At 60.4% G+C, this 26,350-nt stretch carries 17 protein-coding genes and 1 tRNA gene; 5 read left to right on the top strand and 13 right to left on the bottom strand.

The window, feature by feature from the left end; translation table 11 throughout:
• Positions 1–75: 75 nt before the first annotated feature.
• Complete coding sequence (locus Q7P63_13575) at positions 76–558, bottom strand: PEP-CTERM sorting domain-containing protein (protein MDP0501119.1); 483 nt, start codon at positions 556–558, stop codon at positions 76–78.
• Between the two features lie 251 nt (positions 559–809).
• Here Q7P63_13575 and Q7P63_13580 point away from each other — a divergent pair, with 251 nt between their 5' ends.
• Positions 810–1,517: an RNA methyltransferase gene (locus Q7P63_13580; GenBank protein MDP0501120.1), complete on the top strand. Its 708-nt coding sequence runs from the start codon at positions 810–812 to the stop codon at positions 1,515–1,517.
• A gap of 214 nt (positions 1,518–1,731) precedes the next feature.
• Here the strand turns inward: Q7P63_13580 and Q7P63_13585 are convergent, their stop codons facing one another.
• The 4 genes from Q7P63_13585 to Q7P63_13600 form a co-directional block, all read right to left on the bottom strand.
• Positions 1,732–3,975 carry a hypothetical protein gene (locus Q7P63_13585; GenBank protein MDP0501121.1) on the bottom strand — a complete coding sequence of 748 codons (2,244 nt, stop codon included), beginning with the start codon at positions 3,973–3,975 and terminating at the stop codon, positions 1,732–1,734.
• Between the two features lie 72 nt (positions 3,976–4,047).
• On the bottom strand, positions 4,048–5,253 hold the full coding sequence (locus Q7P63_13590) for a class I SAM-dependent methyltransferase (protein ID MDP0501122.1): 1,206 nt from the start codon (positions 5,251–5,253) through the stop codon (positions 4,048–4,050).
• 49 nt (positions 5,254–5,302) lie between these two features.
• Positions 5,303–5,602: a SelT/SelW/SelH family protein gene (locus Q7P63_13595; protein ID MDP0501123.1), complete on the bottom strand. Its 300-nt coding sequence runs from the start codon at positions 5,600–5,602 to the stop codon at positions 5,303–5,305.
• A 7-nt stretch (positions 5,603–5,609) separates the two neighbouring features.
• The gene (locus tag Q7P63_13600; GenBank protein ID MDP0501124.1) at positions 5,610–6,899 is read right to left on the bottom strand and encodes a hypothetical protein; all 1,290 of its coding nucleotides are present in this window, start codon (positions 6,897–6,899) and stop codon (positions 5,610–5,612) included.
• 203 nt (positions 6,900–7,102) lie between these two features.
• Here Q7P63_13600 and Q7P63_13605 point away from each other — a divergent pair.
• Positions 7,103–7,175: transfer RNA gene (locus Q7P63_13605), tRNA-Ile, on the top strand.
• Here Q7P63_13605 and Q7P63_13610 read toward each other — a convergent pair.
• Both Q7P63_13610 and Q7P63_13615 read right to left on the bottom strand, forming a co-directional pair.
• On the bottom strand, positions 7,157–8,803 hold the full coding sequence (locus Q7P63_13610) for a DUF2326 domain-containing protein (protein ID MDP0501125.1): 1,647 nt from the start codon (positions 8,801–8,803) through the stop codon (positions 7,157–7,159). The two genes, Q7P63_13605 and Q7P63_13610, sit on opposite strands and share 19 nt — an antisense overlap.
• A 211-nt stretch (positions 8,804–9,014) precedes the next feature.
• Entirely contained in the window at positions 9,015–9,782 is a 768-nt protein-coding gene (locus tag Q7P63_13615; GenBank protein ID MDP0501126.1) for an HNH endonuclease signature motif containing protein, read from the bottom strand.
• Between the two features lie 281 nt (positions 9,783–10,063).
• On the opposite strand from Q7P63_13615, the gene Q7P63_13620 reads away from it, so the two are divergent.
• Entirely contained in the window at positions 10,064–12,103 is a 2,040-nt protein-coding gene (locus Q7P63_13620; protein MDP0501127.1) for a glycoside hydrolase family 28 protein, read from the top strand.
• Positions 12,104–12,258: 155 nt separating this feature from the next.
• Positions 12,259–15,387 carry a hypothetical protein gene (locus Q7P63_13625; protein ID MDP0501128.1) on the top strand — a complete coding sequence of 1,043 codons (3,129 nt, stop codon included), beginning with the start codon at positions 12,259–12,261 and terminating at the stop codon, positions 15,385–15,387.
• Positions 15,388–15,456: 69 nt separating this feature from the next.
• Here the strand turns inward: Q7P63_13625 and Q7P63_13630 are convergent, their stop codons facing one another.
• Positions 15,457–16,461 (bottom strand): AraC family transcriptional regulator, encoded by a 1,005-nt coding sequence (locus Q7P63_13630; protein MDP0501129.1) that lies wholly within the window; start codon positions 16,459–16,461, stop codon positions 15,457–15,459.
• Between the two features lie 75 nt (positions 16,462–16,536).
• Positions 16,537–17,280, bottom strand: a complete 744-nt coding sequence (locus tag Q7P63_13635; GenBank protein ID MDP0501130.1) for an SDR family oxidoreductase — start codon at positions 17,278–17,280, stop codon at positions 16,537–16,539.
• Positions 17,281–17,517: 237 nt separating this feature from the next.
• Here Q7P63_13635 and Q7P63_13640 point away from each other — a divergent pair, with 237 nt between their 5' ends.
• On the top strand, positions 17,518–18,810 hold the full coding sequence (locus Q7P63_13640; protein ID MDP0501131.1) for an aminotransferase class V-fold PLP-dependent enzyme: 1,293 nt from the start codon (positions 17,518–17,520) through the stop codon (positions 18,808–18,810).
• Positions 18,811–19,135: 325 nt separating this feature from the next.
• Here Q7P63_13640 and Q7P63_13645 read toward each other — a convergent pair whose 3' ends face one another.
• Genes Q7P63_13645 through Q7P63_13660 form a run of 4 tightly spaced genes read right to left on the bottom strand, consistent with a single transcriptional unit; the run spans position 19,136 to position 26,322 of the window.
• The gene (locus Q7P63_13645; protein MDP0501132.1) at positions 19,136–20,752 is read right to left on the bottom strand and encodes a fucose isomerase; all 1,617 of its coding nucleotides are present in this window, start codon (positions 20,750–20,752) and stop codon (positions 19,136–19,138) included.
• Positions 20,753–20,809: 57 nt separating this feature from the next.
• The gene (fucP, locus tag Q7P63_13650; GenBank protein ID MDP0501133.1) at positions 20,810–22,210 is read right to left on the bottom strand and encodes an L-fucose:H+ symporter permease; all 1,401 of its coding nucleotides are present in this window, start codon (positions 22,208–22,210) and stop codon (positions 20,810–20,812) included.
• A gap of 38 nt (positions 22,211–22,248) precedes the next feature.
• The gene (locus Q7P63_13655) at positions 22,249–25,026 is read right to left on the bottom strand and encodes a glycosyl hydrolase (GenBank protein ID MDP0501134.1); all 2,778 of its coding nucleotides are present in this window, start codon (positions 25,024–25,026) and stop codon (positions 22,249–22,251) included.
• A 12-nt stretch (positions 25,027–25,038) separates the two neighbouring features.
• A complete protein-coding gene (locus tag Q7P63_13660) occupies positions 25,039–26,322 on the bottom strand; it encodes a bile acid:sodium symporter family protein (GenBank protein ID MDP0501135.1) in 1,284 nt (427 codons plus the stop codon).
• Positions 26,323–26,350 lie beyond the last annotated feature (28 nt).

Below are 26,350 nucleotides of genomic sequence, written 5' to 3' on the forward strand. Positions count from 1 at the left end.
AAACGACACTGCAGGAAACGTCCGCCCCGCAAGCATCCTGGAGGGATGCCACCCGGGAAAGAGCGATGCTACGGCTTATGCCTTGCGGCGACGCTGGACGGCCACGAAGCCCAGCGCGGCGGCACCCATCAGGGCGGCGACGGTCGTCGGCTCGGGCACGACCGGCGTGCCGACGGTCAGCGTGATCGGCCCGACCGGAGAGGTGACAGTGGTCGAGCCCTCAATGAAGTTGCTGTAGTCGACGTTCAGGAGGGTCGAGCCGGAGACGACAATCGAACTGTTGCCGGAGATCCCGGCGCGGGCGCCGAGGTAGTTGCCTCCGCTCAGGAGACCGACCATTTCAATTTCGTAGGGCGCAAACGCCGTGCCGCCGTCGACGCTGATCATGATGTCGCCCACGGGCCCATCATTGACATATACACTCGAGCCAATCAGGAGGGTCTCCGTGTTTTGGTAGCGGATGAAGGCGTCGGAAAAAGGGGCGTCGAAGGTATTCGAACCGGAGTAGGCGAGCAGGATCTGCCCGGCGCCAGCATCGGTGATGCTGATGTTAATCATGGCGTGGGCCGCAGACGAAAGGCCGAGAACGCCAGCAAGAGTGAGGAAAGGAGTGAGACGCATGGTGGTGTGAATAAGGAAATAGGTATAAACCTCTTGGCGGTTATGGGTGGCATGCGTTGGTGGAGCAAAGGGAAATACCTCTGATGACGCCTTTTACAGTCTTGTGACAAGCCCTTGTCTCGCCTCAGGGTGGTTCGCCGGGCATTTTCCGGTTGCCCTGCCGCGCCCCGGTGCCTTCCTAGTGAGCGATGGACGCACCTTGGCGAAAACTGGATGCTGCCGGGCAGGAAGCGTTGACGACCTACCTCGAAGGCTTCGCCACGCCCGAGCGTTGCGAGCGGATGCGCGACGTGCTCTCGCGCCGCATCGGCAACCTGCGCGTGGTGCTCGAAGACCTGCAGGACCCGCACAACAGCAGCGCCTGCCTCCGCACGACGGAGATCTTTGGCCTGCAGCACCTCTACAACATCCAGAACCTCTACAAGTTTTACATCAACCGCGACGTCGCGATGGGTGCCCACAAGTGGTTGACCCTGCACCGCTACTCGCGCCGGCAGCAAGACAACACCACGGCGTGTCTGGAAGAGCTGAAGGGGCAGGGCTTTACCATCGTGGCCGCTGCGCTGGCGGAAGACTCCGTCTCGCTCTACGACTTGCCGGTCGACCGCCCGCTGGCTATCTGCTTCGGCAACGAGCGCAACGGCCTCAGCCCACGCGCGCTGGAGCTGGCCGACGTGACGATGCAGATCCCCATGCTGGGCTTCACCCAGAGCTTCAACATCTCCGTGAGCGTGGCGCTGACCCTGCAGGAGCTGACCCGTCGCATTCGCCTCGGCACCGGCTGGGAGCTACCCGCCGACGAGCAGCGCGAGACTTACCTCGCCTGGCTCAGCAAGACGATCCCACGCCCCGAGCTGCACATGCGCGCCTTCTTCAATGCCCGAGCCAGCGCGTGACGCGTGCACACGCTCGCAACAGTCGCTCCGCCAGTCTTGACGTCTGCCGGTAGAGGCACTTTTTCGAGCACGTTGGATTGCTTTTGGTCCTGAGGACCAAAAAGAACGCCCCCTGCTAGCGACAGGGGGCATACTGGTAATCCCAACGAAAGGAGGTCGGAATGGAAATCCTATTCCTGATTTCGGTTTAGAAACGTTCCGAAGTCAAGCCTGCCTACGGTGCGCTGAACTCCAGTCGGTAGAGCTGAGCTTCGGCGGTGCTGGGAGCGGCGACTTCAAATTCCAGCGTGTCGAAGACCGTCCACTCGCTGTCCCCTTCGCGCAAGAGCAGTTCGGCACGCAAGGTCTGGCCCGCTACGTCGATCGTCATCTCGCCGACGGTCACTTCGAGCGTGATCGGGCTGCCTGCGGAGAGGCCGTAAGCGCCCGGGTTGGCGAGCACGGTATCGATGCCTTCCTGACGGGCGGTGTCGACTTGGGGGGCCGTATACAGGCCGTAGTCGCCCGGGCTGGCCACGACGGTGTCGATCCCCGCTTGGCGGGCGGCATCGCGCTCTGTGGCGGTAAAGAGGTTGTAGCTGGCAGGGTTGGAGACGACGGTGTTGATGCCCTCCTGCCGCGCCGCTTCCACTTGAGCGGCGGAGTAGAGCCCGAGCAGCCCGGGATTGTCACTGATGGCGTCGACAAAGGCCGAGTCGTCGTGGGTCGGGTCGAGCCCGTTGTCGACCTCCTGCTTGTCCGTCAAACCATCGCCATCGGTGTCTTTTTTGGTATCGTCGGTGCCGTAGAGCACATATTCCTGATACGCCGTCAGGCCATCGCCGTCGGCATCGGTCAAGTCTTGCCCAAAGTTGGCGGTGATCTCTACATCGTCGGTCACGATGATTTCCAGCGGGTTGGTGCTGCCGGTCGCCCCGCCGCTCCACTCGGTAAAGACGTAGCCCAACCTGGGCTTGGCGGTCAGCGTCGTCTCCTTGTCGTGCTCGACCTGAAAAACGCCGATCACGGTGCCCGCGTTGTCCGGCGCGACGACGGGGGTGACGGTATGGATCAGCTCAAGCTCGTTGCCATCCTCGTAAGGGCCGAAGTCGACCACATCGTCCTGCACCCGGCGAAAGTTCGACATATCGCGCGCGAGCCCTTCGGTCGTGTTGCCATCGGCATCAAGGTCGCGCCGGTCGGGCGGCACCAGCGCGTTGCTGCCTGCGTTGATCGCCGGAGAGCCGGCGGCGTGGCGGAAGCCATCGTCGAGCGTGCCGAGGCGGCCGTCGAGCCCCAGCGGGTTTTGCGCGTCGCGGAATAGAGGCTGGGCATTGACGATCTCGGGGATGCTGCCGGTATAGCCCGGGATCATGACCGGATGGAAAGGCGAGGGCAGGGGAGTGCCCGGGTCGAAGAGGCGATCTTGGGCGAGGCTGCCAAGGACGACGATGGAATTGGTGGTGGGAGAGCCCGCAAAGAGGTAGCTGCCGGAGTTGGCCAGCTGCGGCTCGTAAAAGAGCGATTGCGCGGCGGAGGTCCTCGAGCTGACCGGCTGCAAGAACGTCGTACGCACAAAGGCGACTTGCGAGAAGGTTTCGCGCCCGGTGGCCGGCGTCCCGGTGCTGGGATCGAGCGAGGCGTTGAGCAACATGGTACGGCTCAGCAGTGGGCTTTTGCCCAGCGTTACGGCCGGGCGTGCGCTGCTGACGTTCGTTACGACCACCGTATCGGTCTCGTGCAGTACGGCGTCAATCGCGCCCTCGACCCAAGTGTTGCTAAAGCTGCCCTCCAGGCGGACGCGCCCCGTGCTCTGGCTGAAACGGCTGCCGTCGGCCTCGATCGCGATTTCCCCGGGCGTCCCGAGGTTCACGAACAGATCCGTGTTGGACAGGTCGGGGTTGATATTTGTCAGTTGGGAATCCTCGACGAAGAAGCGCCCGGCGTCGGCGGCAAAAGGCTGGGTGCTGGTCGTGACGCCCGCCACCACGCAGCGGCGCAGGCGCGTATTGGCCTGGATGTGCACGATGGCGCCCGAGTGGGTCGTGCCCGTGCGGTCAAAGCGCAAACGCTCCAGCACGGTCTCGGCCTCTACCGTAGCGTAGTCGACCGTCACCAGCCGCTGGCTGTAGGCCCCGGCCCCGAGGTCGCCGCTGAGCACAGTCGCCGCGCCTTGGGTCGGGCGCTGGCTGGGCGCAGTCTCGGAGCCCAGAAAACCACCCCGCAAGACGATGGGTTGGTCGAGGTGAAAACTGGCCGTGGTATCGTTGTTGTCGATCCCCGTCCCCATGTCCGGGTAATAGGTGCCCTGAGCGATCCAGACCTCGTCCCCCGCCTGCAGTTGCTGCAGCGCATTCTGCAGGTAACGATAGGCCGAGCCCCAACTGGTGCCATCGCCGCCAGGCTCCGCCGCCTGATTGACGTGGATGATGCGTGCGTGGCCGGCAGTGGCGAGCAGGGCGAGACAAGAGAGGCTCATGCACCGGAACATGCCCGCAATGAGCCCCGACTCCGCCGAAGTTTCAAGCGCCGCCCGGAGAAAGGACGTAAGCTACCACTTTATCTGATACGAAAGCAATCGGCTGTCATTCTGCCCGTCCCAGGCTGGAGACCACTGGAAACTCGATCGCAGGCGCAGGCGTCGAGCGGTAACGTCTGCCTCAATCACAACCTCCCCTGTTTTGCCGGGATGTGTTAGAGTAGCGCGTGCAACTTCCACGCCGTCACTGCTGATCTGGACAAGTTGGTGCTGACCAGAAGGTAGTATCGGATTGCGCAGGCTGAGGGTAAGCGGTTGATGGGGTGGTAAATAAATCTCTGCGTTGGCTTCGGCCCAGCGGAAGCCTTTCACCTCGGGCGGGAACATGCCTTCAAGCGCGACGGTTTCGGAGGCTGCCGGACGTTTTAGCACGTCCTTGAAAAACTTGTCCGAGGTTGAGGCGAGCAGGAAATTGAAGTGCTTCACGCTCTGCTTTTGGGTGTTCAGGCGTTGCTGATCCTGGGGCTGTTCAAGATTGAACCAGCCGTTGATCGAGCTGAAGAACTCAAAGTGGCTAAAGCCCGTCATCTTGAGCATGCGCACGAGTTGGTCGCGGGAATAAGGGCGTTCGAGCGTCTGGTATTTTTCCATTACCTCCAGCAGCTCGGCCGTCTCTTCAGGGGTGCCAGCGCGTACGCCTTCCAGAATGCAGAGCACGCCATCTTCCTTGAGCGAAGCGCGAACATTCTCGAGCGCCGAGATGGGGTCGACAAAGTGGTGCAGGGCCGACTCGATGATTGCAGCGTCGAAAGGCTCCTCGCCTTCGATGGGGCCTTCCTCCAGATCGTGCGTAATAAAACGGGCGGACAAGGGGACGTTGGCCCCATAGGGCGGGGCAGGTTCGGTTTCGCAACGCTCGCGCGCCAGCTCCAGCAGATCGGCGCAAATATCGGTGCCGACGACTTGGTAACCTAATTTTGCGAGGTAGTGGGAAATCCACCCCGGGCCGGCCGCTACATCCAATACCCGCGCCCGCATCGGAAGATCCATCGTTTCAAAGGCATTCAGGAAGCGGTAGATATGGTCATAGAACGACTTGTAGTCGGGCCCGCCGATGAAGGGCTTTGCCATCAGGTAAGCTCGGTTGCCATCCCCGCCTTGCTGGATGAGGTTGGAAACGTAGTCAATCGCCCCCTTTTTCCAGTCCACCCCTGCCGGGATGTGCTTATTGATTTCTGCGAGGAAAGCGGCGCGGTCTTCAGCGGGGGAACTGCTCATCGGTTCTGTAGATGTGGCCTGAGCAGCCCATTGTCGAACGTATTTTAGCCTACGCCTCGGCCTTGCTGCGGTCGAGATGGCCCAGCTCGCGGTCGGGGGCGGTGAGGTCGCGGATGCGGCGCTTGAGGTCGGCGATTTCGGGGAAGCCGTTGTCGACGCGGCGGTCCCAGATCGTCTGGCCATCGAGCTTGATCACATACGTGCCCTGCTCGGCGGAGATGATGCGCACCTCCGCCAGCTCGCCGCCAAAGGTGGCAAACAGCTCTTGCGCGGTGTAGCCAGCGCGCAGCCACCAGCGGCAGCCGGGGCAAAAGTGGATTTCGACGACGGGGCGGGCAGGGGTGCTCATGGGAAAATCAACCGGCGTTGTGGGTCCAGTAGGTCACCTGGTCCTGATGATGAGCGATGAAGCGCACGCTGGAATCTTGCGAGATCACGATGCCCAACGCCTCCGGCTCGGCCAGCACGAGGCGGTAGACCGAGCGGTGGCGGGTACCGTCGGCCCGAGGGTCGCGCGGCTCCAGAATATCGCCCTCCAGGTCCATCGCTTCCATCACCGAGATCAGGTTGTGCGGCACGCGGATTTCGGAGCCAAAGCTCAACGTCTCGAAGCGGCGGGTCAGCACCAGCGCGCCATCGACCCGCATGAAGTCGGCGTAAAAGCGGGCCAGCTCAAAGAACGCCTCGTCCAGCTCTTCCAGCCCACCGTCGCGGCTCTCGCGGTAGATGCGCCAGATCTCCTCCAGGTTGTCCGCCGGGCCGGCGAGTTGACCGAGCCGGCAGACGATTTGGGACGTGAGGCGCCGGAACCGCAAGTCCGACCCCGAGGTGCTGAGGCTGTATTTCGGCTCCAGCCACTGGTCGGCCATCGTGCGCCCGCGCTCGCCCGAAGGCAGGATGAGGATCGTGCCGCCGTGCGAGCTGATGCGGATCAGGCTGATCATGCGGCGGATGAACTGCTGCGCCAGCCGCCGGATCAACACCGCGAGCGTCAACGTCGTCCAGTGCGTAAAGCCGTAACGCTCGCGCAGCTCCTCGATCAGGCCGCTGCGGGCGCGCGCAAAACGGTCGCCCAGCCAACGCGCCTGAAAGACGTCGAGGCCGCCCAGGCTCGTCTGGTGCCCAAACACCTCCGCCACCTGCTGGTCGTCGAGGTAAAAAGTGATGCGCCCCGGGTCACGCAGGTGCAGCACGGGGAAGCGGTGCTTGCGCTGGCCCAGGCGGCGGCCCCCGTGCACCGCGTTCATCCAGTTGGTGCCGCTGTTGATGACGCCCCAGATCTGGAACTGGTCCTTCTCGCGCCACACGCCGAGCAACGAGTGGAAAAAGCCGGCCGCCGGGCTCAGGCGACGCAGCTCGTCGGCCGTCAGCCGGCGCGGGATCTCGAAACGGTGCACCTGCCAGCCACTCGGCGGCCCATCGTCGGAGTCGAACACCATCGGCGGCGCGAGCACGATGCGCGCCTGCACCGCGCGCCCCTCTTCGCGCAAAAGGCTGGCCGCAAACAGCAGCTCGATCAGCTCCGACACCTCTTCCTCGTCCGGGCACTGCGCCAACCCCTCCAGCGACTGCAACAGTAGCTGGTGGATGTGCGTGCGCTCGGCACTGAAACGCGAATCGGAAGTCAAAAGGGTGGCAGCGTCCATCGGGCAAGACCGGTCAAACTTTGTCTCTCACCTCAAGATGGCCGCCTTTTGCCAGCTGGCAAGGCCACACCCCACCACTAAACGCCTTTCCCGTCTCCGCCCGCCCCGAGAACGCCCACATGCCGAGCCACCGAAACGCCACCCACCGCTTTTTCCGCTCGCCAACGCACCCGCTCCCCGCCTAGATAACCCCCTTTCCCTACGGGCCCATAGCTCAATGGTTAGAGCAGGGGACTCATAATCCCTTGGTTCTCGGTTCAAATCCGAGTGGGCCCACTGTTTGGTGCTTCTTGGGGTTTTCTTCTCCAATCCTTCGTGTACAGAACACTGGTATTTGAAAGATCCAAAACACGATTTGCATCTATGATGCGCATAGCTGCTTCACCATATTTGTCGGTTTCATCTATAGAAATGAAAATTTGAGTTTTAAGGGTGTTGTAGGCTTGAAGTATCCTTGAAACCGCCATGTTTTCAATATTCTTAAATAAAACAGAGTCGTGTATAAGGACGGGGATGTTTGCGGTTGAAGCTACTGATAAGTCTAATAGTATCAGGTTTGCATAAGCAGTTCCGGTTCCTGTATCTTCAAAGACATCAAAGGTGTAGTTGTTTGTGTTCAGTGTTATGTGAGGGCTTTTCTTCTGCTCTCCGTAGAGTTGAGCGGTCAGGGTTTGTATTTCTTCATTTATGAGGTTCTGAATATTTGATAGTTGCCTGTTGGTTTCTTCTTGTAATTCGATTTTGAATTTCTTGGATTCAGCTTCGTGTTTGACTAGCGCCTCGTAGAATTGAGTGGTAGATGATATGTACTCGTGTTCACGAGCTAGGCTGTAAACTTTGTCGATGATTGGCTTGGGGTTGTCTAAATCTTTTAAAAGCGAAGACAATTTGTCATCCAAGCGATTGATTTCTTCATCTATGGTGTTGACGGCTACTGTCAGTGACATAATCGACTCCTCAATTTCCTTTTTGAGGATGCGAGATATTGCGGAATGAAATTCCTCGACTTGGGATAGCCTTTCTGTATCCAAACCTGGAAACAGCTCCTTGAGCGGCTTGAAGGTTTTGCTGGTAATATAACGACTTTCTTTGAGTGAGCGGGTTGCGCGATTGAGGCGGGATTCAAGTTTGATTTTTGATTGAGTGAGATCGTCTTTTTGGAATTTAATCTCTTTTACTTCTTTTGAGGATAGCTTAGATATGCTTAACGATGATCTTGATAATTCTTTTCTAATCTCAGAGAATTCTTCATCGATTGTTTGCTTTCGTTTTGTGCTTATTGTATAGGCAGTTTTGCTGATTTGAGGAATTACCCTTTGCTTCTGTGCTTTCTTGATGGCATTCTTTTTATCTTCGTGGTGGTGATATTGCGTTGCTAATGGCTCGATTGAGTTATAACTTAAATAAAGCTTCAGTAGAAATTCAATGGAGTCACTCCCCCGCGCTTTGGGTGCAGGGTCGAGAGGCCTTTTGGGGTTAAGGTTGTCCCTTCCCCAGACTCTTGTGAAAAGTGATGCTATCGATCTAAATGAGAGGCCCGTAGGGCTTAGGTTGTAGTGTTTCTGCAAAAATTCACGAAATTCTTTTACATCAATTGATCCCTCAGAAGTGTAATCTGAACCGCACTGGAACACGCGATCCGGATTTCCAGTATCCCTGAAAAAATAAAATTCTCTATTGTCGAATCGGAACTTGAATAAATATTTATGGTGGCCTAGTTCAGATATGACGTCTGCGTTTGTGCTTAGGAAGGTGTTTCCTCCAAATACGAAATCGACTACCATTAAAAACGTAGACTTACCGATTGAATTGGTTGCGACATTGTCTCCGGTGATGACATTCAGCCCACTTTTGAATTGTGCTGGGTTGCGTCTGAATTTACTGCATCGAATTTCGGCTAGCATGGCGTGATTAACTCGGTGTGTGGATCTAGTCCGATTTTGTTTAGGATGTAAAGAATGTCTAAGATTAAAACTAGATCATGGATATTCTCGTGATTTCTCGTGAACTGTTCTGCTAGTTGGTTGACGTGGATTCCGGTGTTTATCAGTGATAAAACGTGTGGCGTCTTTGAAAGTAGAGATTCATCAAGTGGAATTGTTTTATTAGGGAAGATCATTCGAATATTTCGCAGTTTTGGATGTAGTAAGACGTCAATATTTCTGCAGCTTCCATGTTCTCCGATTTGGTTTTTGTTTTAATCCAGTCAACAATGCTGTAGTAGATTTGTTGCTTTGAAAAATTCTTTCGTCTTAGTTGGAGGAAAAACGCTCTAACTTGTGTGGCAATTATTGTAGTTGAATTTGGTTCGGTAGTTTCAAGAGCTTTTAGGTGATTTGTGATAACCTCATAGTAGTCTGAGACGTTATGTTTTATTTTTCGGATTGTTGGCTTTTGGATATCATTATTTATTTTATTGTCGATTGTTTTTGCGTTGTAGTTAAGACTGCTTGTAAGGTCCTCTTCGGATGCTAAATATAGAAGGTTTATCACTTTTCCTATAGATTTTTCTAAGGTGCTATCTCTGTATAAGCTTATTCGGTCTTCGAGGTGAATGAATTCCTTCTTAATGCTGAGCAGGCTTCTGTATTCATCTATTGTTCTTGGCTTGTCAAAAATCGTATGGCAATTCGGACACAAAGGTATTAAATTATCTTCGTGATTTGGATCGCCATCTCCTAGTCGCTCTTCATCCTTTAAGAGTTCGGCCTCCTCCTTTGTCGGATTTAGTGGGTAGATGTGAGCTATCTCGTAATGACCGTTAGTTCTGCCGTTCTTTTGGTAAAACAAAGCTAAGTCACACTTTGGGCAACTCGACCTTGCTTGTGCAAGCAGCTTGATTTTAGTAGGTTCTGATAAAGACTTTCTGCCGCTTTTTCCCATTTTAGCCGCTACAGTTTAAGGAGTAATGAGAATTTACCGCCCGATTGTGAGCCGTAATTTTGTAGGCATGGCGCCTAGGTTAGATTTCCACCGCCTGCTGGGGTGAATATATTATAGGATGCGCTAACGGAAGCAAGCTTTATTAGTTTACAGTAGCTAGACATGCGGAGGAACCATGTTCTATACCCCCCTCCTCCCAAAACCGCCCGATCTGTCTTGAACCCTTGGGAGGGCGCGCCTACGGTTGGGGCACCTATCTTCCCCAACCCGTATTGACACACATGTTCCGCCCCTTCCTCCAATCCGTTCTCCTCGTGGCGGGTGCGTGGTTCGCCCATGCGGCCAGCGCCCAGGATCAAGACATCATCTTCGAAGCTGAAAGCGGCAAAGTCACCGCGCCCTATGAAGTGGGCCGCGACGGCGAAGCCTCCGAAGGCCGCTACGTCTACGCCCCCAAGAGCGTGCCGATGGCCCAGGAGCGCAGCCAGTCCAAAGGCCAGGTGGTCTACGAAGTCGAAGTGCCCGCCGATGGCACTTACGAGCTGTGGGCCAAGGTGTTCACGCCCGGCAAGCCCCGGGTTCGCGAAGACTCCTACTATGTCAGCTTTGCCGGTCGCGACCTCGTGTGGCGCGTGCACGACTGGGCCGACAACTGGGTCTGGCGCCGCTTCACGACCGAAGACGTGACCGAGAACATCTCGTTTGACCTGACCAAGGGCAAGCACCGCCTCGTGCTCGGCCACCGCTCGTCGGAAACGATGCTCGACCAGCTCAAGCTCGTGCCTGCCGGCCAGGCCGACGCCTTTGCCGGCATCGACCCCTCCGAGATCCGCGCCAAGGACACCCAGCGCTACACCAACCTGTCGCCCTACTTCGACATGCCCGACCTCGAAGTGCCCAACATCCCCGACCGCGACTTCGACGTGCGCGACTTCGGGGCCAAGGGCGACGGCACCACGATGAACACCCATGCCATTGCCGACGCCATTGCCGCAGCGGTCAAGGCCGGCGGCGGCCGCATCGTCATCCCCGAAGGCCAGTGGCTGACCGGCCCCATTCACCTCAAGAGCAATACGGAGCTCCACGTGTCGAAGGGTGCCACCGTGCTCTTCAGCAAAAACCGCGACGACTACCTGCCCGTCGTGTTCTCGCGCTGGGAAGGCATGGAGCTGTGGAACTACAGCGCGCCCATCTACGTCTACGGCGCCACCAACGTCGCCATCACGGGAGAAGGCCTGCTCAACGGCCAGGGCGAAGCCTGGTGGGAGTGGAAGACGACCAAGCAGAAGGAAGCCGCCCCCGCGCTCTACCAGATGGTGGTCGACGGCGTGCCGCCCAACGAACGCATCTTTGGTGACAAGTTCGAAGGCCTGCGCCCCAGCTTCGTGCAGTTCGTCTCCTGCCGCCGCGTGCTGATCGAAAACGTCACCTTTACCAACGGCCCGATGTGGACGATCCACCCGATCTACGTCAACGAGATGATCGTGCGCGGCGTGAAGGTGAAGACCGTCGGCCCCAACAACGACGGCATCAACCCCGACTCGACGCAGAACATCCTGATCGAAGACAGCTACTTCTCCACCGGCGACGACTGCATCGTGCTCAAGGCCGGCCTCAATGAAGACGGCTGGCGCGTGGGCCGCCCGACCGAAAATGTCGTCATCCGCCGCATCTACGGCAACGAAGGCCACGGCGGCATCGTCGTCGGCAGCGAAATGTCGGGCAGCGTGCGCAACGTCTACGCGCACGACAGCGTCTTCGTCGGCACCGACCGCGGCATCCGCGTCAAGTCCATGCGCGGCCGCGGCGGCGTGGTCGAAAACTTCTGGGTCGAGCGCCTGCGCATGAAAGACATGGGCGGCCAGGCCATCCGCCTCAACGAGTTCTACGGCAGCAGCACCGTGCAGCCCCTGACCGACGTGCCCCCCTCGTTCCGCAACTTCACCTTCCGCGACATCGAGTGCGACGGCGCGGCCCGCGCGATCGAGATGATCGGCCTCTCCGAGATGCCCATCCGCAACATCACGCTCGAGAACATGCGCATCAAGGCCAACCAAGGCTTCATCACCACCGACAGCGCCGACATCACCATCCGCAACGTCCACATCGCGCCCGAAAAAGGCCCGGCTTTCGAAATCGTGCGCAGCCACGACATCACCATCGCCGGCAGCGAGCAACCCACCGCCGACGCGCCCTTCCTCGTCGTGCGCGGCAAGGAATCCAGCGACATCACGCTCAGCCAGGTCAAGCTCGCCGACACCGAGAAAAAAGCCATCGCCTTCGAAGACAGCGCGAAGAAATCCGCCGTCACCGTCGAGTAGGGTAGGGCGGTTAGCTCAGTTTCCTTTCACGCCACCGGCCGATGAGGCTGGTGGCGTTTTTTGTATCACCAGGCGGTCGCTTATTTTTAAACAATTTCTTATCGCAGCGTTAAGTAGTTTTGATTAGGAGGATGGCGGATTCAATCCGCCTCTGCATGAAAAAAACTATTCTAACCCTATCCGCGCTACTCTCTGCATCCTCTGGTGCGTTTGCGCTTTCTACCCCGACTGCTGAAGGGGTCTACATCCTGTCCGACCATGAAATCACGGCGGACGGCGACTGGAGCGACGATCTCGCTGCTCTCATCACCGACATTCAAGCCGTCGGTTATGGCACCATTGTCATCAATCAAGCCACGCCGCTCGACGACAGCCTGACGATCCCGAACGAGATCACGCTGCGTTTTGAAAACGGCGGCTACCTCGACCTCCGCGGCACCACGCACCTGCTCACCCTGAACTGCTCGATCCACGACACCATGCAGTGGGTCATGCGCCTCGAAGCCCCCAGCAACGTCACCGGCAGCATCAACAACAGTTGGGTGCGCCCCGAGTGGTATGGGGTCGACGCCAACGGCAAGGCCGCCGGTACCGCTGGCGATGAGGTCGCCATGCGTGCCGCAAAGCGGACGGGGACCCACATCGCGATTCACTCTCCGCTTACTTTCCGGGACTCCTATCTGGTGGAGGAACGCTACACGCTTCGCTTCGAAGAGCAGGGCTCTATTTCGATGGACGGCGTTGGAAAAACGCTAACGCTACGGGGCACCATTGAAGATACCCTTCAGTATATCATCAAGGCCGATGAAGACGAACTGGTTGGCCGCATGAAATACACGTGGACGCGCCCCGAATGGTTCGGAGTCTCCACCAACGGTCTGCCTGCCGAGACGACAAGTGGATCAGAGGCTGGCGACGAGCGCGCACTCATGAAGGCGCTCAAGGTCGGCACCCGCGTCCTTTCGACAGGTGTCTATGAGATCTACCAGACGATCGACTTGACCAGCACGAGCGGACACTGGCCGTGGCGAAGCACCATTTGGCACGGGACGCAGCATGGCGTGGACCGCGGGGAGATCCGCCGAATGCGAGATGTCGTTGCATTAAGATTAAAAGGCGTGGAGGGCGCGGGCGACTCGAATCAAAGAGTTCAAGGTTTTGAGATCGACTCCCTTGTCTTCGCAGATAAGGGAGGGCAACAAGGCCTTGTTGCGCCCACTAGCACCATGGTAGAGATTGCGAATTCGGCTTCATTGGTATTTATCAACAAGCTATATATCGATACGTGGCCCACTTGCACTCAATTGCTTCTGAGCGAGGTGTGGGATGCACGGATAAACAATTCAAGATTCAAGATCGACTCCTATTTGCTTTTGCCAGCACAACAGGCGCTATATGGTGGGGTCGGGAAGCCAATGATCAAGCTGCAGGGTGCCGATCGAACTGCAAACGAGATATTCTTCGTCGGGTGTCATTTCGAGCGGTTTTTCGGCACCGCATTTCAGGCCGCGAATGGCGGTAATGGCAGTAACCACATTCGTTTGAGTGACTGTAAGTTCGAAGGTGATTTCGGAACAGACGGCAATGGGAATGGCTTGCCGGTGTTCGACCTCAAGGACCTCAACCAGATCAGCTTCAGCTATGTGACCGTTACCCCGGATTCACATTGGATTTCGGGGACGCAGGAGGAAGGAGGGTCGATCGTTGGAGCGATAGACATGCCGGGTATTATTCGCACCAGCAACGTTAGAGGTCTAAAGGGAGACATCGACTGGAAGATTCGAAATATGGGGGGAGCTACCCTCGCAAGTTTCGTTTATGGAGACCTTCGGAGCGCTGATCTCGATGTTCATTTCTACGCTTCAGGTGGGGAGGATCAGGATCTTAATAATCTGTATCTAAATGACAGTGATCCAAATAAGCAGTTCAAGCTTGCACGGCTCACAACCGACAATGAATTGGTGAATATCCGATTCCTGTCATCAGTTGCAGATGATGCCAGTCGCATGGTTCATGTTGGTACTAGCCGCTATGAGAAAACCAGGTCTGATGAGCTTTACGTTCAGGATAAGGCTGTGGTGTTCGGAAACGCTGCTGTTTATGGATTGCTCAATATCAAAGGAGATGGGCAGCCGAATATCGAAGCCTACTCAGCGATCTCAACGTTGCAAAGTGAGGTTTCCACGCTGGATACCACTCTGACCTCTGCGCAGGCCAGCATAGCCACCAATTCGACCGCCCTTGCAGGCAAGCTCGACGTGTCGCCTTCTGGTACCGTCTCTGGCCCCACGGATGGTGACGGCTTTCAGAACTTCGCCCATCCGATTTCCAGCTCCAAGGTGGAAGTGCTAGATGCGATGTCGGTCGATGGATACACGAGCGTTGATCTTGGCCCCACCGGCCAGACAAATGGCGTGGCCGATTCGCCGCAGTGGTACCGCATTGCTCGCCTTGCCAAGCAGGATGGGACGACCGCTACCAGCGCACTCATTCAGGGGCGCCTGATGGCAAGTGCCAAGGGCTACTGGTCGCAGAATTCCGGTTATACCGCCGAGTTCTCCTTCGGCTCCCGCGGCGACGGTGCAGCCATCGTTCCTCTGCTCGACGAGTCTGGCCACGGCGGCTATAACGGCTCCTACGCCAACAACGACAACCACCGTTGGGCCGTCTACGAGGAAACGATCAACGGAGATGACTTCTATGTGCTCTACTACCGCCAAGGTAGTGGCTCGCGTTTCGCACACCTTCAGTTTGCCATTGGGGGGAGCACCGTATCCATCCTGCAGCCTGTTGCTTCGGCGACCGGAAATACCGAAGCGCCCGCCACTTCTGGCACGCTTGTCTGGAGTAGCATGAACGGGGTTCGTCAAGGCATCAACAACGGCGCAATCAATACCTTCAACTCGATTGTGGCGATCAACGCCAAAGCTTACGATCTACAGCATCAAGGCTACCACCTCTACGTAAACGGCAAAATCTACGCCAGTGAACTGGTGACCGACCAGAACACCTATGCGGACTTCGTCTTCGAAGATGACTACCCTCGCCCGAGAATTACGGATTGGGAAGCGTTCATCGAGGAAAACGGGCACTTGCCTGGCGTTCCGTCGGCCGAAGAGACCAAGAACGGTGTGCCGATCGGACAGCTTCAGCAAGCCATGCTGCAGAAGATCGAAGAGCTGACCCTGATCGTCATCGACCAGAACAAGGCCCTGGAAGAGCAAAAGGCCGCCATCGAAACGCAGCGCGAAGAGCTCGAACAACTGCGCACCCAGCTGCGGTAATCTAGTTTTTCATTGCGCCACATCCCAGCGGAGGTTTTCCACCTTCGCTTTTTTTGCGCCCCCTTCCCGCTACACCGCCACCCCACGCTGCGCCGACCTCCAGCGGCCGGGGGATTCGCCTTCCCATTGCTGAAAGGCGCGGAAGAAGGAGTTGGCGTCGCCGTAGCCGAGGAGGAAGGCGGTTTCGTTGAGCTCGAGCGACGAGTGAAGCAGGTAGTGGCGGGCCAGCTCGCGGCGGGCGGCTTCGAGCACTTCCTGAAAGGTGCGGCCCTCTGCGGCGAGGCGGCGCTGGAGGGTGCGGGCGCTCATGCCCAGTTCGCGGCTCACACGGCCGATGGTGGGGCGCTCGCCGGCGAGGAGGCGCTTGATCACGCCCTTCACGCGCTCGGGCAGGGTGCGTTCGGCCAGCTTGGCGGCCAGCTCTTGCTCCAGTTGCGGCCCCAACATGCGAAAGATCTCCGGGTTGTGGGTGAGGAAGGGCCGGTCGAGGTCGGCGCTGTGGAAGATCAGCGCATCGTGGCCGGCATTGAAGCGCACGCTGCACCCAAAGTGCCGCTCGTAGAGCTCCCGGTGGGCCTCCGGGCGGCGCATCTCCAGCCGCACGGGGCGCAGGGGCTGGCCGGTGCCGCGCTGGAGCAGCATCATCATGGAGGCAAAGCACATGTCCATGAGGCTGGGGGGCTCCGGCGCATCCTTGAGCAGCCAGATAAACGACACCGCTGCCTCGCCGTCGCGCTCCTCCACGTGCACCTCTTCGGGGCAGACGAGCTGTTTGTAGCGCGCCAGCCGCTGGATCGCGTCGCGGAAAGAGCGGGCGTAGAGCGCGGCGATGATCAGCGGGTCGTAGTGCTCGATCTGGTTTTGGCTGCCGAAGGCGAGGCCGATGTCGGGCCGCTGGCTCAGCTCCGTCATCGCCGTCCAGAGGGCAAACATCTGGGCGGTGTTTACTGCGACCACATCCTGGTCGAACAGGCTCAGCGGCAGGCCGGCGTGGCGCAATACGGCGGCGGGCGAGAGGCCGAGGTCTTCGAGGCGGCGCAAGACCTGGCCGTGGAGCTTGAAGCGGTCTTCCATGGGCGGGGGCGGATACACCACAACCCTACCCGCACAAGGGCGGGCAGGGCAATGGCAGGTTCGTGTGGAGTAAGTTTACAGCTGCTGGGCGGTCGGGCGCACGAGCACCTCGTTTACGTCGACCGCCGGGTCTTCGTCGATGGCATAGGCTACGGCGCGGGCGATCGAGTCGGCGGGGATGCGCAGGGCGGCAATGCCACTGAGGGCCTCCTTGGTCGCGCCGTGCTTCACGCCGTCGAGCAATTCGGACTCCACCGCGCCGGGGCTGATGATCGTTGTGCGCAGGTAGGGCTTGGCTTCCTGGCGCAGGCCTTCGGTGATGGCGCGCACGGCAAACTTGGTGCCGCAGTAGACGGCGCTGCTGGGGAACACCACGTGCCCGGCCACCGACGACACGTTGATGATGTGGCCGCTCTGCTGGGCCTTCATGTGGGGCAGGGCGGCGGCGATGCCGTAGAGCACACCCTTGATGTTTACGTCCACCATCTGGTTCCACTCGTCGAGGCGCTTCTCTTCGAGCGGGGAGAGGGGCATGAGGCCGGCGTTGTTTACCAGCACGTCGATGCGGCCGTAGGTGTCGATCGCGGCTTGCACGAGGGCTTCGAGGTCGTCCGCTTTGGTGACGTCGGTGGCGCGGGCGATGGCCTTGCCACCGGCGGCTTCGAGTTCCTTCACGAGGGCGTCGAGGCGGTCTTGGCGGCGCGCGCCGAGCACGACGTTGGCCCCGGCCTTCGCGAGGCGGCGAGCGATGGCTTCGCCGATACCGCTGCTGGCTCCGGTGATGACGACGGTTTTTCCTTGGATATTGTCTTGGCTCATGGTCGACAGCTTATCCTAAAAACCCCGTCACGTCATTGGCAGGGCGCGCCAAGCCATATGCAAATCGCGCCAAGTGAAGAAGTGGTTTACATTTTCGGGCTTCCGCCCTAGTCGTTGGCATCGCCAGCAGTGCTTCCTGTTCCCCGAGCGGGGTGGGATGGCGTTCGCGCGTTGCCGGGTTTTGCTCCCGGCTCTGTGGCCGATCCCCTCCTTGCGCCCTTCAACCACTCAGAGCACATGGAAGCATCAACGCATACTACTGGCAATGGACAGGCCCTCGTGGCCCCGCCGCGTCATCTGACGCGCAAGCAATTTCTCGCCACCCTCGGCCTCGGCGCCCTGGGGGCCAAACTGGGCTTCGCGGCCCCGGCACCGGAGGCAGGCATTTCTCCGGCGAATTGGCGGGAGGTGGCGGGCATGTTCAGCTTCAGCTCCGGCATTGCGCCGATGAATGCCGCCAACCTCTGCCCCTCGTTCGATGCGGTGGAGGCGAAGGTCTTTGAAGTGACGCGCAACCTCAACCGCGACGTGTCCTTCAACAACCGTGCGAAGTTTGCGGGCATCGTCCAGAAGGCCCGTGCCGCGCTGGCGGACTACCTCAACGTGGGCCCCGGCGATGTCGCCTTCGTGCGCAACACCAGCGAGGCCAATTCGATCATCAACAACGGCTTCCCGCTCGGACCGGGCGATCAGGTGCTGCTCTGGACCGAAAATCACACGACCAATTACCTGGCGTGGGAAAAGCGGCAGGAACGTTTCGGGTTCGAGATCAAGCGGGTCGAGCTGCCTTGGAAGACGCCGCCCAGCAAGAGCGCGGTGGTGGAGTTTTTCCGCCGCCAGATCGAGCCCGGCAAGACGAAGCTCTTCACGTTTACTGAAGTTTCCAACGTCTCCGGCCTGAAGCTGCCCGCGAAGGAGCTTTGTGAGATGGCTCACGAGTTCGACGTTTTTGTCCACGTCGACGGCGCGCAGAGCTGGGGCGCGCTCGATCTGGACCTTGCCGACATGGGTTGCGACAGCTTTTCCGCCAGCGCGCACAAGTGGTTCTGCGGCCCCAAGGAGGTCGGCATTCTCTACGTGAAGAAGGAACACGCCCCGAAGATCTGGCAGTACAACTTCGGCTATGGGGCCGAGCCGGGGGCCACCGTCGACGCCACCGACGCCCGCCGTTTCGAGACCCTTGGCCAGCGCGACGACGCCGCCCTCGCCGGGATGGCCGAAGCGATCCGGCTCCACCGCGCCATCGGCAAGCGAGCGGTGCACGACCGGGTCGTGTTTTTGGCCGACCGCCTCAAGCAGGGCCTGTTGAAGAACGGCGCGAACCTCGTGACGCCCGAGAGCAGCGAATTCAGCCACGGTGTCGTGATCGTCGAGGTGCCGGAAGCCCGCCGTGCCGAGGTTGCCAATGCCATGTATGAGCAATACGGCATTGCCTGTGCGCCCACCGGTGGCCTTCGCATCTGCCCCCACATCTACAACACCGAAGCCCAGGTCGACCGCGCCATCGCCGGGGTCAAGGCGCTCGTGTAGGGGCTGAGAGTTTGGGCAAGGGGAAGTGGCACCCAAAGGGTGCTTTTCACATGGGAGCGTCAACCGGAAGTCGCCTCCGGCGCCTTCCGGCTAGCTGCTCGCACCCTTGCGGGTGCTTATTCTCCTGCCGGTGCCTTTCAGGCAGTTCTTGCATCCCGGAGGGATGCCAGCGCCTAATCGAGCCCCGCAATCCCTGCCACACCTCCCCAAATCAGATCGGCGCAGAGCGCCGCACTCCATATCCCATTGGGTTTTTTCGGACGCAAAAAAACCGGAGACCCTGGGCGGATCTCCGGCGGTTCAATTCACGTGCGTTACGTCGGCCTTACAGGGCCTTGCCGTCGGCGCGGGTGCCGCAGAGCACGACTTCGATGCCCAGCAGGCGGGCGAGCTCGGCCTTGGCCTGGAGGCAGGCGTCGGCGGCGGCCGCATCGGACGCGTAGGCGACGTTGAGGTGGTTGGCCTTGTGCTTGGCCATCATCTGGTCGCGATTCACGCCATAGAGCACGGCGTGCATGATCGGCCACTGGGGGGTGGTCTCGTTGAGGCGACGCTGGGTCTCGGCTTCGGGCAGGTTGATCGCCTTGGCGCGGCCGATGTCCATCTTGAGACGGTTTTCCTCGATGTAGACGCGGCTCCAGATGAGTTCGCCTTCCTTGGCGACGCCTTGCAGCGACGCACCGCCCTTGCGGAAGAACATCGGGGGCTGGCGGAAGCCGTGGCTGCCCGACCATCCACCTACGTGGTGCTCGACCGGGGCGGCGCCGCTGATCAGGAACACCCACACGTATTCGTCCGTCGTGCCCGACTGGTCCCAATCGCCCCAGCGCAGGTCGTGCAGGGTCGTTTCAGGGGCTTGGCCGAGCGCGCGGTGCACGCGGTTGGTCAGGATGGCGTCGAGGCCGGCGCACTCGTCCACTTCGTTGAAGTGGGGGTAGGGCAGGCCTTCCTTGATGATCTGGCCGGCGGCATTCTTGACCGGGGGGCGCTCCGTGCTGTTGAGCATACCTTCGACGAGGTCGGAAGCGGCGCAGAGGTCCTTCAGGCCCTGCTGATACTGGATGCCGATGGCTTCGCAGCCAAACTCGTCACCAATGCGGCAGGCGGCGATGTACATCTTGCACTGCTCGATCACCTGCTCGCGGGTCAGCTCGGTGGCCGGGTCTTCGCCGTAGTGGAAGTTGAAGCCGCGTTCTTCGATAAAGCGGTAGGCTTCCTCGGCCTCGGCGTCGGACACCTCCTGCATGGCGGCAAAGAGGGCGCTCTGGCTCAGGCGCTCCTTGTAGACTCCCGTGCGGAAGAGCAGCTCGTCCGGGATGGCGGCGTTATACATGCCCATGCAAAACTCGTCGAAGACGCCCATGATGGACTTCTTGCGGTCGAGGTCCTGCGCGATGGCTTCGGCGACCTTCACCGTGTCGGCGTTGATGCCGTCGGCCTTGTAGGGGCGGGTGTGGCTGAGGTCGTGCTTTACCTTGCCCTTCTTCAGCCAGCGCTCGAGGTTTTCCTGGAAAGCCTTGTCGTTCTTGAAGTCCTCGCTCCACAGCGTGCAGTACTCGACGCCCGCCTTGGTCAGCGAGCCGTTGAGGTTGAGCATACCGACGAGGCCCGGCCAGGTGCCCGACCAGTTGGCCACCGTGAGGATCGGCCCGCGGTGGGAGATCAGGCCCGCCAGCACGTGGTGCGAATACTGCCACACGGCTTCGGCCACGATCAGCGGCTGGTCGCGGTCGATGGAGGCAAACACGTCCATACCCTCGCGCTGGCTGGCGATAAAGCCATGCTTCTCTGCCGCCTTGTAGGGGTGGGCGCGGCGGATGGTGTAGCCCAGGGAGGCCACTACGTCCGACAGTTGTTGCTCCATGGCCGCCTGTTCAGGCCAGCACTGTTGGTTGGCCGAAAGGCGAAGGTCGCCGCTGGCCACGAGAAGAACTTCTTTCATGATCTGAATCGATTAAGGGGATCTCTAAAGACTGGGGGTGTAAGGCAGCTCCACCGCCTACGCGAGCGCCGGGTCGCGACGCTCCATGCGTTGGGCGAGGTAGCCGTAGAGGGCGATCATGACAAAGCAGACGGCAGGAAGGAAGAACGAATAGCGCACGGATTCCAGCGCGATGCCCAGCACGTTCTGGTCGGGCCCGTCGATGATTCGGCCCATCAGGGGCGGCATCAAGGCGCCGCCCACGATGGCCATGATCAGCCCGGCGGATCCCAGCTTGGCGTCGTTCGGGGTCAGCCCCTCCAGCGCGATGCCATAGATCGTGGGGAACATGATCGACATGCAGCCCGAGATGCCGATGAGGAAATACAGGCCCGCCATACCCGGGGCGAAGATCGCGCCGAGGGTGCAGATCAGCGCGCCGATGGCCAGCAGCGCCAGCATCTTGCCGGGGTTGACGTATTTCAGCAGGTAGGTGCAGATAAAGCGGCCCGCGAGGTGAATCGCCATCGCGATGAGGTTGTAGCCCTGTGCTTCGGCGGCAGAAAGGCCGAGCAGGATCATTCCGTAGTGGATGATGAACGTCCAACACATGATCTGCGCGCCCACGTAGAAGGCTTGCGCCAGAACACCCCCGAGGTAGTGGAAGGTCATCAGGCGCTTGATCAACCGCCCGAGGCTGATCTGTTCGCTCTCGTCGCCCGCGTCCGGCATCTTCGAGAAGAGGAAGAGCGCCAGCACGCCGAGCACGATCACGGCGATCGTCACATACGGGATGATCACCACCGAAAGGTCGTGCGCCACCATTTGCTGGTGCGCGGCGGGTTCATTCGCCGCAAAGGCTTCCATCGACTGCGTTACCAGCCCGTCGACTTCCGACGGCAGCATGGTCGCGTATTCCGGATTGGCGGCGACTTCCGCTTCGCGAAACTCGGCGATCTGCAGGTTGGGCAAGATCAGGAAGGTCGCGACCGCCATGCCCGTGAGCGAGCCCGCCGGGTTGAAGGCCTGGGCGAGGCTGAGGCGACGGGTGGCCGTTTCCGGCGGCCCCATCGAGAGGATGTAGGGGTTGGCGCTGGTCTCGAGGAAGGCGAGACCAAACGTCAGCACGTAAAAGCCGACCAGGAAGAGGTTGAACTCCATCATCGTCGCCGCCGGGATCGTCAGCAGCGCGCCCAGGGCGTAAAGCCCCAGGCCGATGTAGATACCCCACGCGTAAGACACCTTGCGGATGATCAGCGCCGCCGGGATCGCCATCGTGAAGTAGCCGCCGTAGAAGGCGAACTGCACCAGACTGCTCTGCGCATTGCTGATGAGGAAGACTTCCTTGAACACCCGCACCAGCGGGTTGGTGAAGTCGTTCGCAAAGCCCCAGAGGGCAAACAGGCTGGTGACCAGGATGAACGGGTAGATGTACTGCGGCGGGACGACCGGTAGCTTTTTCGCGGGGGTATCGCTCATGGACGTGGGTTGGTAGGAGGAAGGGGAGAGAGGCGCGGCTAGCGCTGCGGCTGGTGGTGGCGGAGTTCCACCGGCCCCATCATGCCATAGGGCTGTGCGGAGTTATTGCCAAACACTTCCTTGTGCGCCTCGCGAAGTTGGTTGTTCAGCGTGGTGCTGACTTCCACCTGCAGGGTGTTTTCGCCCGGCTGGAGGTGCTCGGTCACGTCGACCACCGGGTGCAGCGGGTTGAGCGTGGGCAGCGTCTGGCCATTGAGCGTCACCTGTGCGGTGTCGAAGACTTCGCCCAGGCTCAGCGTCACCGTGCCACGGTCGAGCCACTCGGCGGGCACCTCGACTTCGGTCGTGTAGCGGCCCAGGCCCGAGGTAAACTCATGACCGGGCAGCTCCGTCCACGGCTGCAGCGTATCGAGCGCCACCTCGTGCTCGGTCTTCTTCGTTTCGGTGGCCTTATCGCCCGGCGTCCAGGCCTCGATCGTCAGCTGCCAGTCGCCGAGGGTCAGTGTGTCGGCCACGGGGCCGAGCGGCTGGTGCTCCTTGGCTTGGGGGAAGGTGCCCTTGGGGGCGAAGGCCAGGATGCGCGAATCGCCCGGGGAGAGCGACACGGGGATCACGTAGCGGTCGCCTTCGCGTTGGGCCTGCGGCAGCAGGAAGATCTCGCCCGTCCACGGGTCGAACTCGAAGGCCTGGGCACCCTTGGCGCTCGGGCGGATCGAGACAGGCACCTCGCCGGTGGCGTCCTTGCCTGCGTTGGAGAAGTAGAAGTAGTCGATCTTGCCGTCGCGGCGGTGCGCGTGCACGAGCGAAGCGTTCGGGTGCTTGACCGGGCGGTCGAGGTCCAGCTTGGCCACCGCTTCGCCAATCGACTCACGGTCGGGCACGTTGATCACGTTGGGCAGCTTGAGCAGCTTGTCGAAGATCTTCTTCAGCTCGGCCTCTTCGCCCTTTTGCGGCAGGCCGGAGGTGGAGGGTTGCGACCAGTCGCCGACCACGATCATGGGCAGCTTGCCCTTGCGTGCGTAGTCGTAGAGCTTCTCCGCCGTCTGCACCGGCATGGTGATGCTCTTGCCGCGGAAGGCGTTGCCCTCGAAGGCGAGCAGCTGGTAATTCGCGCCGTCGGGTGCGAGGCGGCCGTTCTTGGCCTTCGCCAGCGGCAGCTCCAGCAGCGAGGGGGCGACAAAGGAGTGCGTCCAGCCGGTGGCGTCGCCCTCGGTGGTGAACCACGGGGCGCCAAAGCCCGAGCCGGCATAGCCTTCCTGACGCAGGAACGCCACGTCGACCTGCGGCTTGCCCTGCTGCAGCACCCATTGCACGCGCGCAAAGTAGTCGGCAATGTCGGGCACGTGTTGCCAGCTCGGCTGACGCGGCCCCCAGGCCTCGGCGTAACCAGGGCCGGTTCCATAGGGCGAAAAGGCCGCGAAGCCCGGCCACTTCACGTCCGGCACTTCGGCATACGCGTAGCCGTGGAAGAAGGTCTGGTTGACCCCCGCCGCGAAGATCGGGTTGAGGGTCGTCAATACCCGCTGCCAGGTGGTGCTGTAGGCTCCGCCGGCATAGGCCGCCGCTTCGTTGGACATCACGGTATGGCCGCCCATGTCGCGCCCGCCCGCCAACGAGCGGTAGTCGTCGAGGTTCTTGAAGCCGAGCGACTCGCCTTCGACGATGTCGAGGTGTGCGGCGGAGAGCATGGCGTCGGTCGGCATGCCATAGGGCTGCGTGCGCAGGCCGAGGCCCAGCTCCGCCGCCCAAGCCTGCAGGGCGTGCTGGTGGTGCTCCATGTAGAGTTGCCACAGGACATCCCAGAAATCGTGCACCACTTGGCTTCCGTTGTAGCCCTCATAGGTGATGATGTTCTTCTCGTGCTCCTGCACCACCAGCGGCAGGTAGGGCATCAGGTCGTAGCCCTTGCGCTTCTGGAACTCCTGGGCAAAGCCGGGGGTCCAGATGGTGGAGTCGGTCTCCATTTCGAGGGAGTCTTCGAACAGGTTGCCGCCCGCGTCCTTGATCAGCTCGCGCAGGTGCGGGTTGAGGATGTTCTGCTCCCAAAAATCGGTTACGGCGCGTGTGCCGGCCTCGCTGAAGTGGTCGACCACGTAAGACTCGGGCTCGGTATGCGGCCCACGCTCCGGCTGTTGAGCCGAGCCGCGTAGCCAGTAGGCCAATACGACCCATTCGCCGTCGGAGGGCGGCGTCCAGTGGATCACACCGTCGCGCACCTTGTCGGTCACATCGACGAGCGAATCCTGCTGCAGCACCCACTTGCCCTTTTCCGCCGGGTCGCCGGAGACGACGCGTGCGGCCTGCACAAAGCGCAGCTCCTGGCGGTTTACGCCGCGCTCTGCATGCACGCGAGGCTGCGGCACTTCCATGGGGAAGCTGCCTTGCCCAAAGCCTACCGCCAGCTCCTTCATGGCTGCCGGGTGGTCGGGGTCGACGGTGGGCACGGCGGCGGGCCAAGACGGCCCGATCGTCAGGTCGAGCTCCATGCCATGCTCGCGCGCCGTCTCGAAGGCTACGGTAACAGCGTCGACCCAAGGCTGCGTGCCCCAACCGTGGGTGTCGGGGGCGAGTTCGCGATCGCGCACGCTGTGGTGCACGTCGGCGATTTCGGCCCCGCCAAAGCCAGCGGCAGCCATGTCGCGCACTTCACGGGCGATTTCGGCGTTGTCCACCAGCCCATGCGGCCACCACCAGCGGAACTTGGCCTGATATTCACGGCCCGGTTGGGCAAATTCTTCAGCACGGTCAGCTTGGGCCACGACCGGCAAAACAACCGGCAGCAGGGCCAAAAGGGTCAGGTTTCGGAGGGGATTCATGGGAGGGGGATGTTATTCGGAAGAGGGTTTGTCCACCGGGTGCTTTTGCCAGTAGTTGGCCAGGATGGAGCCGGAGATGTTCATCCACGGGCTGAAAACGGCCGAGGCCAGGCCCAAAGTGCCCAGCATGCCCATCGAGCCCGCGATACCGGAAGCCATTCCACCATTCTGCAGGCCCACTTCCAGTGAAACAGTACGAGCGGAATTGCGGTCGAGGCCCAGCAGGCGGCTCATCCAGTAGCCGAGGATATACCCCGCAGCGTTGTGGATCACGGCGGCGGCGAAGAGCAAAAGGCCCACGCGCAGCAGGTCGTCGCGCCCGGCGGCAGTGGTGACGGTAGTAAAATAGACGATACCGACCATCGAGAGCAGCGGCATCAGGCGCTCGATCTGCGGCAGGCCGCGCACCAGTAGGTGATACACCAGGCCGATCACGATCGCACCCGCCACAAAGCCCACGATCCCGATGAACGGCAGCAGCGACTCCGGCGCATGGGCCGTCCAGAAGCCCCAGGCACCCAGAGCCAACGATCCAAGCCAAGCCAAGCTGAGCAAGGCGAGGAAGCCGACCACCTTCCAGCCTGTCGCGGAGGCCGTCTTGAGGTAGTCGTGCAGCATGGCCGAGCCGATGGGCACCACCACGATCTTGATGATCTGCAGCATCATGCCCAGGAAGACCACCTCCACCATCGTCCCCGCCAGCAGCTTCATCATGAAGGGCGTGGCGAGCGGGGCGGCGAGGGTGGCGACGGCCGTCACGGTGACCGACAGTGCGAGATTGGCCCGGGCGATGTAAGCCATCACGTTGGAAGCCAAGCCGCTGGAGCACGCGCCGATCAGGATGATCCCAGCGGCAATCTCGGGCTCGAAGCCGAACGCCCTGGCAATAAAGTAGCCGCTGAACGGCATGATCGTGAACTGGCAGACCATCCCGATCAACACCCCGCGCGGCGAGCGCACGACATCGCTGAAGTCGCGCAGGCTCATCTGCGTGCCCATCCCAAACATCACCGCCTGCACCACAAAGAGGATCAACCACTTGTTGCGCAGGTCGAAATCGCCCACGTAGAGCAGCTCCTGCGGGTAGAGCAGGCCCGCTACGACGGCGGTGAGGATCCAGGCGGTATATTGGTAGCCCCCGAGGGCGGGGATCGCTCCCAGCCCAGGCGCAAAGAGGACGCAAGCGATCAGCGCCGCTGGCTGCCACAGCCCCGCATTGCCCAGGGCGAGGCCCACAAGGAATACGATGAGGGCGACAGCACTGCCGGCGAGGAGGGCTTGGCGGAATTTCTGCATGGGGTGGGGGGTAAGGAGGGGTGAGACA

The sequence above is a fragment of the Verrucomicrobiota bacterium JB022 genome, assembly GCA_030673845.1.
Lineage (GTDB): Bacteria > Verrucomicrobiota > Verrucomicrobiia > Opitutales > Oceanipulchritudinaceae > WOUP01.

Bases quoted from the DNA above. Each gene is read 5' to 3' on its own strand.
- Q7P63_13660 (MDP0501135.1), bottom strand. From the start codon at position 26,322: ATGCAGAAATTCCGCCAAGCCCTCCTCGCCGGCAGTGCTGTCGCCCTC.
- Q7P63_13585 (MDP0501121.1), bottom strand. From the start codon at position 3,975: ATGAGCCTCTCTTGTCTCGCCCTGCTCGCCACTGCCGGCCACGCACGC.
- Q7P63_13655 (MDP0501134.1), bottom strand. From the start codon at position 25,026: ATGAATCCCCTCCGAAACCTGACCCTTTTGGCCCTGCTGCCGGTTGTT.
- Q7P63_13580 (MDP0501120.1), top strand. From the start codon at position 810: ATGGACGCACCTTGGCGAAAACTGGATGCTGCCGGGCAGGAAGCGTTG.
- Q7P63_13615 (MDP0501126.1), bottom strand. From the start codon at position 9,782: ATGGGAAAAAGCGGCAGAAAGTCTTTATCAGAACCTACTAAAATCAAG.
- Q7P63_13610 (MDP0501125.1), bottom strand. From the start codon at position 8,803: ATGCTAGCCGAAATTCGATGCAGTAAATTCAGACGCAACCCAGCACAA.
- Q7P63_13635 (MDP0501130.1), bottom strand. From the start codon at position 17,280: ATGAGCCAAGACAATATCCAAGGAAAAACCGTCGTCATCACCGGAGCC.
- fucP (MDP0501133.1), bottom strand. From the start codon at position 22,210: ATGAGCGATACCCCCGCGAAAAAGCTACCGGTCGTCCCGCCGCAGTAC.
- Q7P63_13625 (MDP0501128.1), top strand. From the start codon at position 12,259: ATGAAAAAAACTATTCTAACCCTATCCGCGCTACTCTCTGCATCCTCT.
- Q7P63_13645 (MDP0501132.1), bottom strand. From the start codon at position 20,752: ATGAAAGAAGTTCTTCTCGTGGCCAGCGGCGACCTTCGCCTTTCGGCC.
- Q7P63_13595 (MDP0501123.1), bottom strand. From the start codon at position 5,602: ATGAGCACCCCTGCCCGCCCCGTCGTCGAAATCCACTTTTGCCCCGGC.
- Q7P63_13630 (MDP0501129.1), bottom strand. From the start codon at position 16,461: ATGGAAGACCGCTTCAAGCTCCACGGCCAGGTCTTGCGCCGCCTCGAA.
- Q7P63_13620 (MDP0501127.1), top strand. From the start codon at position 10,064: ATGTTCCGCCCCTTCCTCCAATCCGTTCTCCTCGTGGCGGGTGCGTGG.
- Q7P63_13575 (MDP0501119.1), bottom strand. From the start codon at position 558: ATGATTAACATCAGCATCACCGATGCTGGCGCCGGGCAGATCCTGCTC.
- Q7P63_13590 (MDP0501122.1), bottom strand. From the start codon at position 5,253: ATGAGCAGTTCCCCCGCTGAAGACCGCGCCGCTTTCCTCGCAGAAATC.
- Q7P63_13640 (MDP0501131.1), top strand. From the start codon at position 17,518: ATGGAAGCATCAACGCATACTACTGGCAATGGACAGGCCCTCGTGGCC.
- Q7P63_13600 (MDP0501124.1), bottom strand. From the start codon at position 6,899: ATGGACGCTGCCACCCTTTTGACTTCCGATTCGCGTTTCAGTGCCGAG.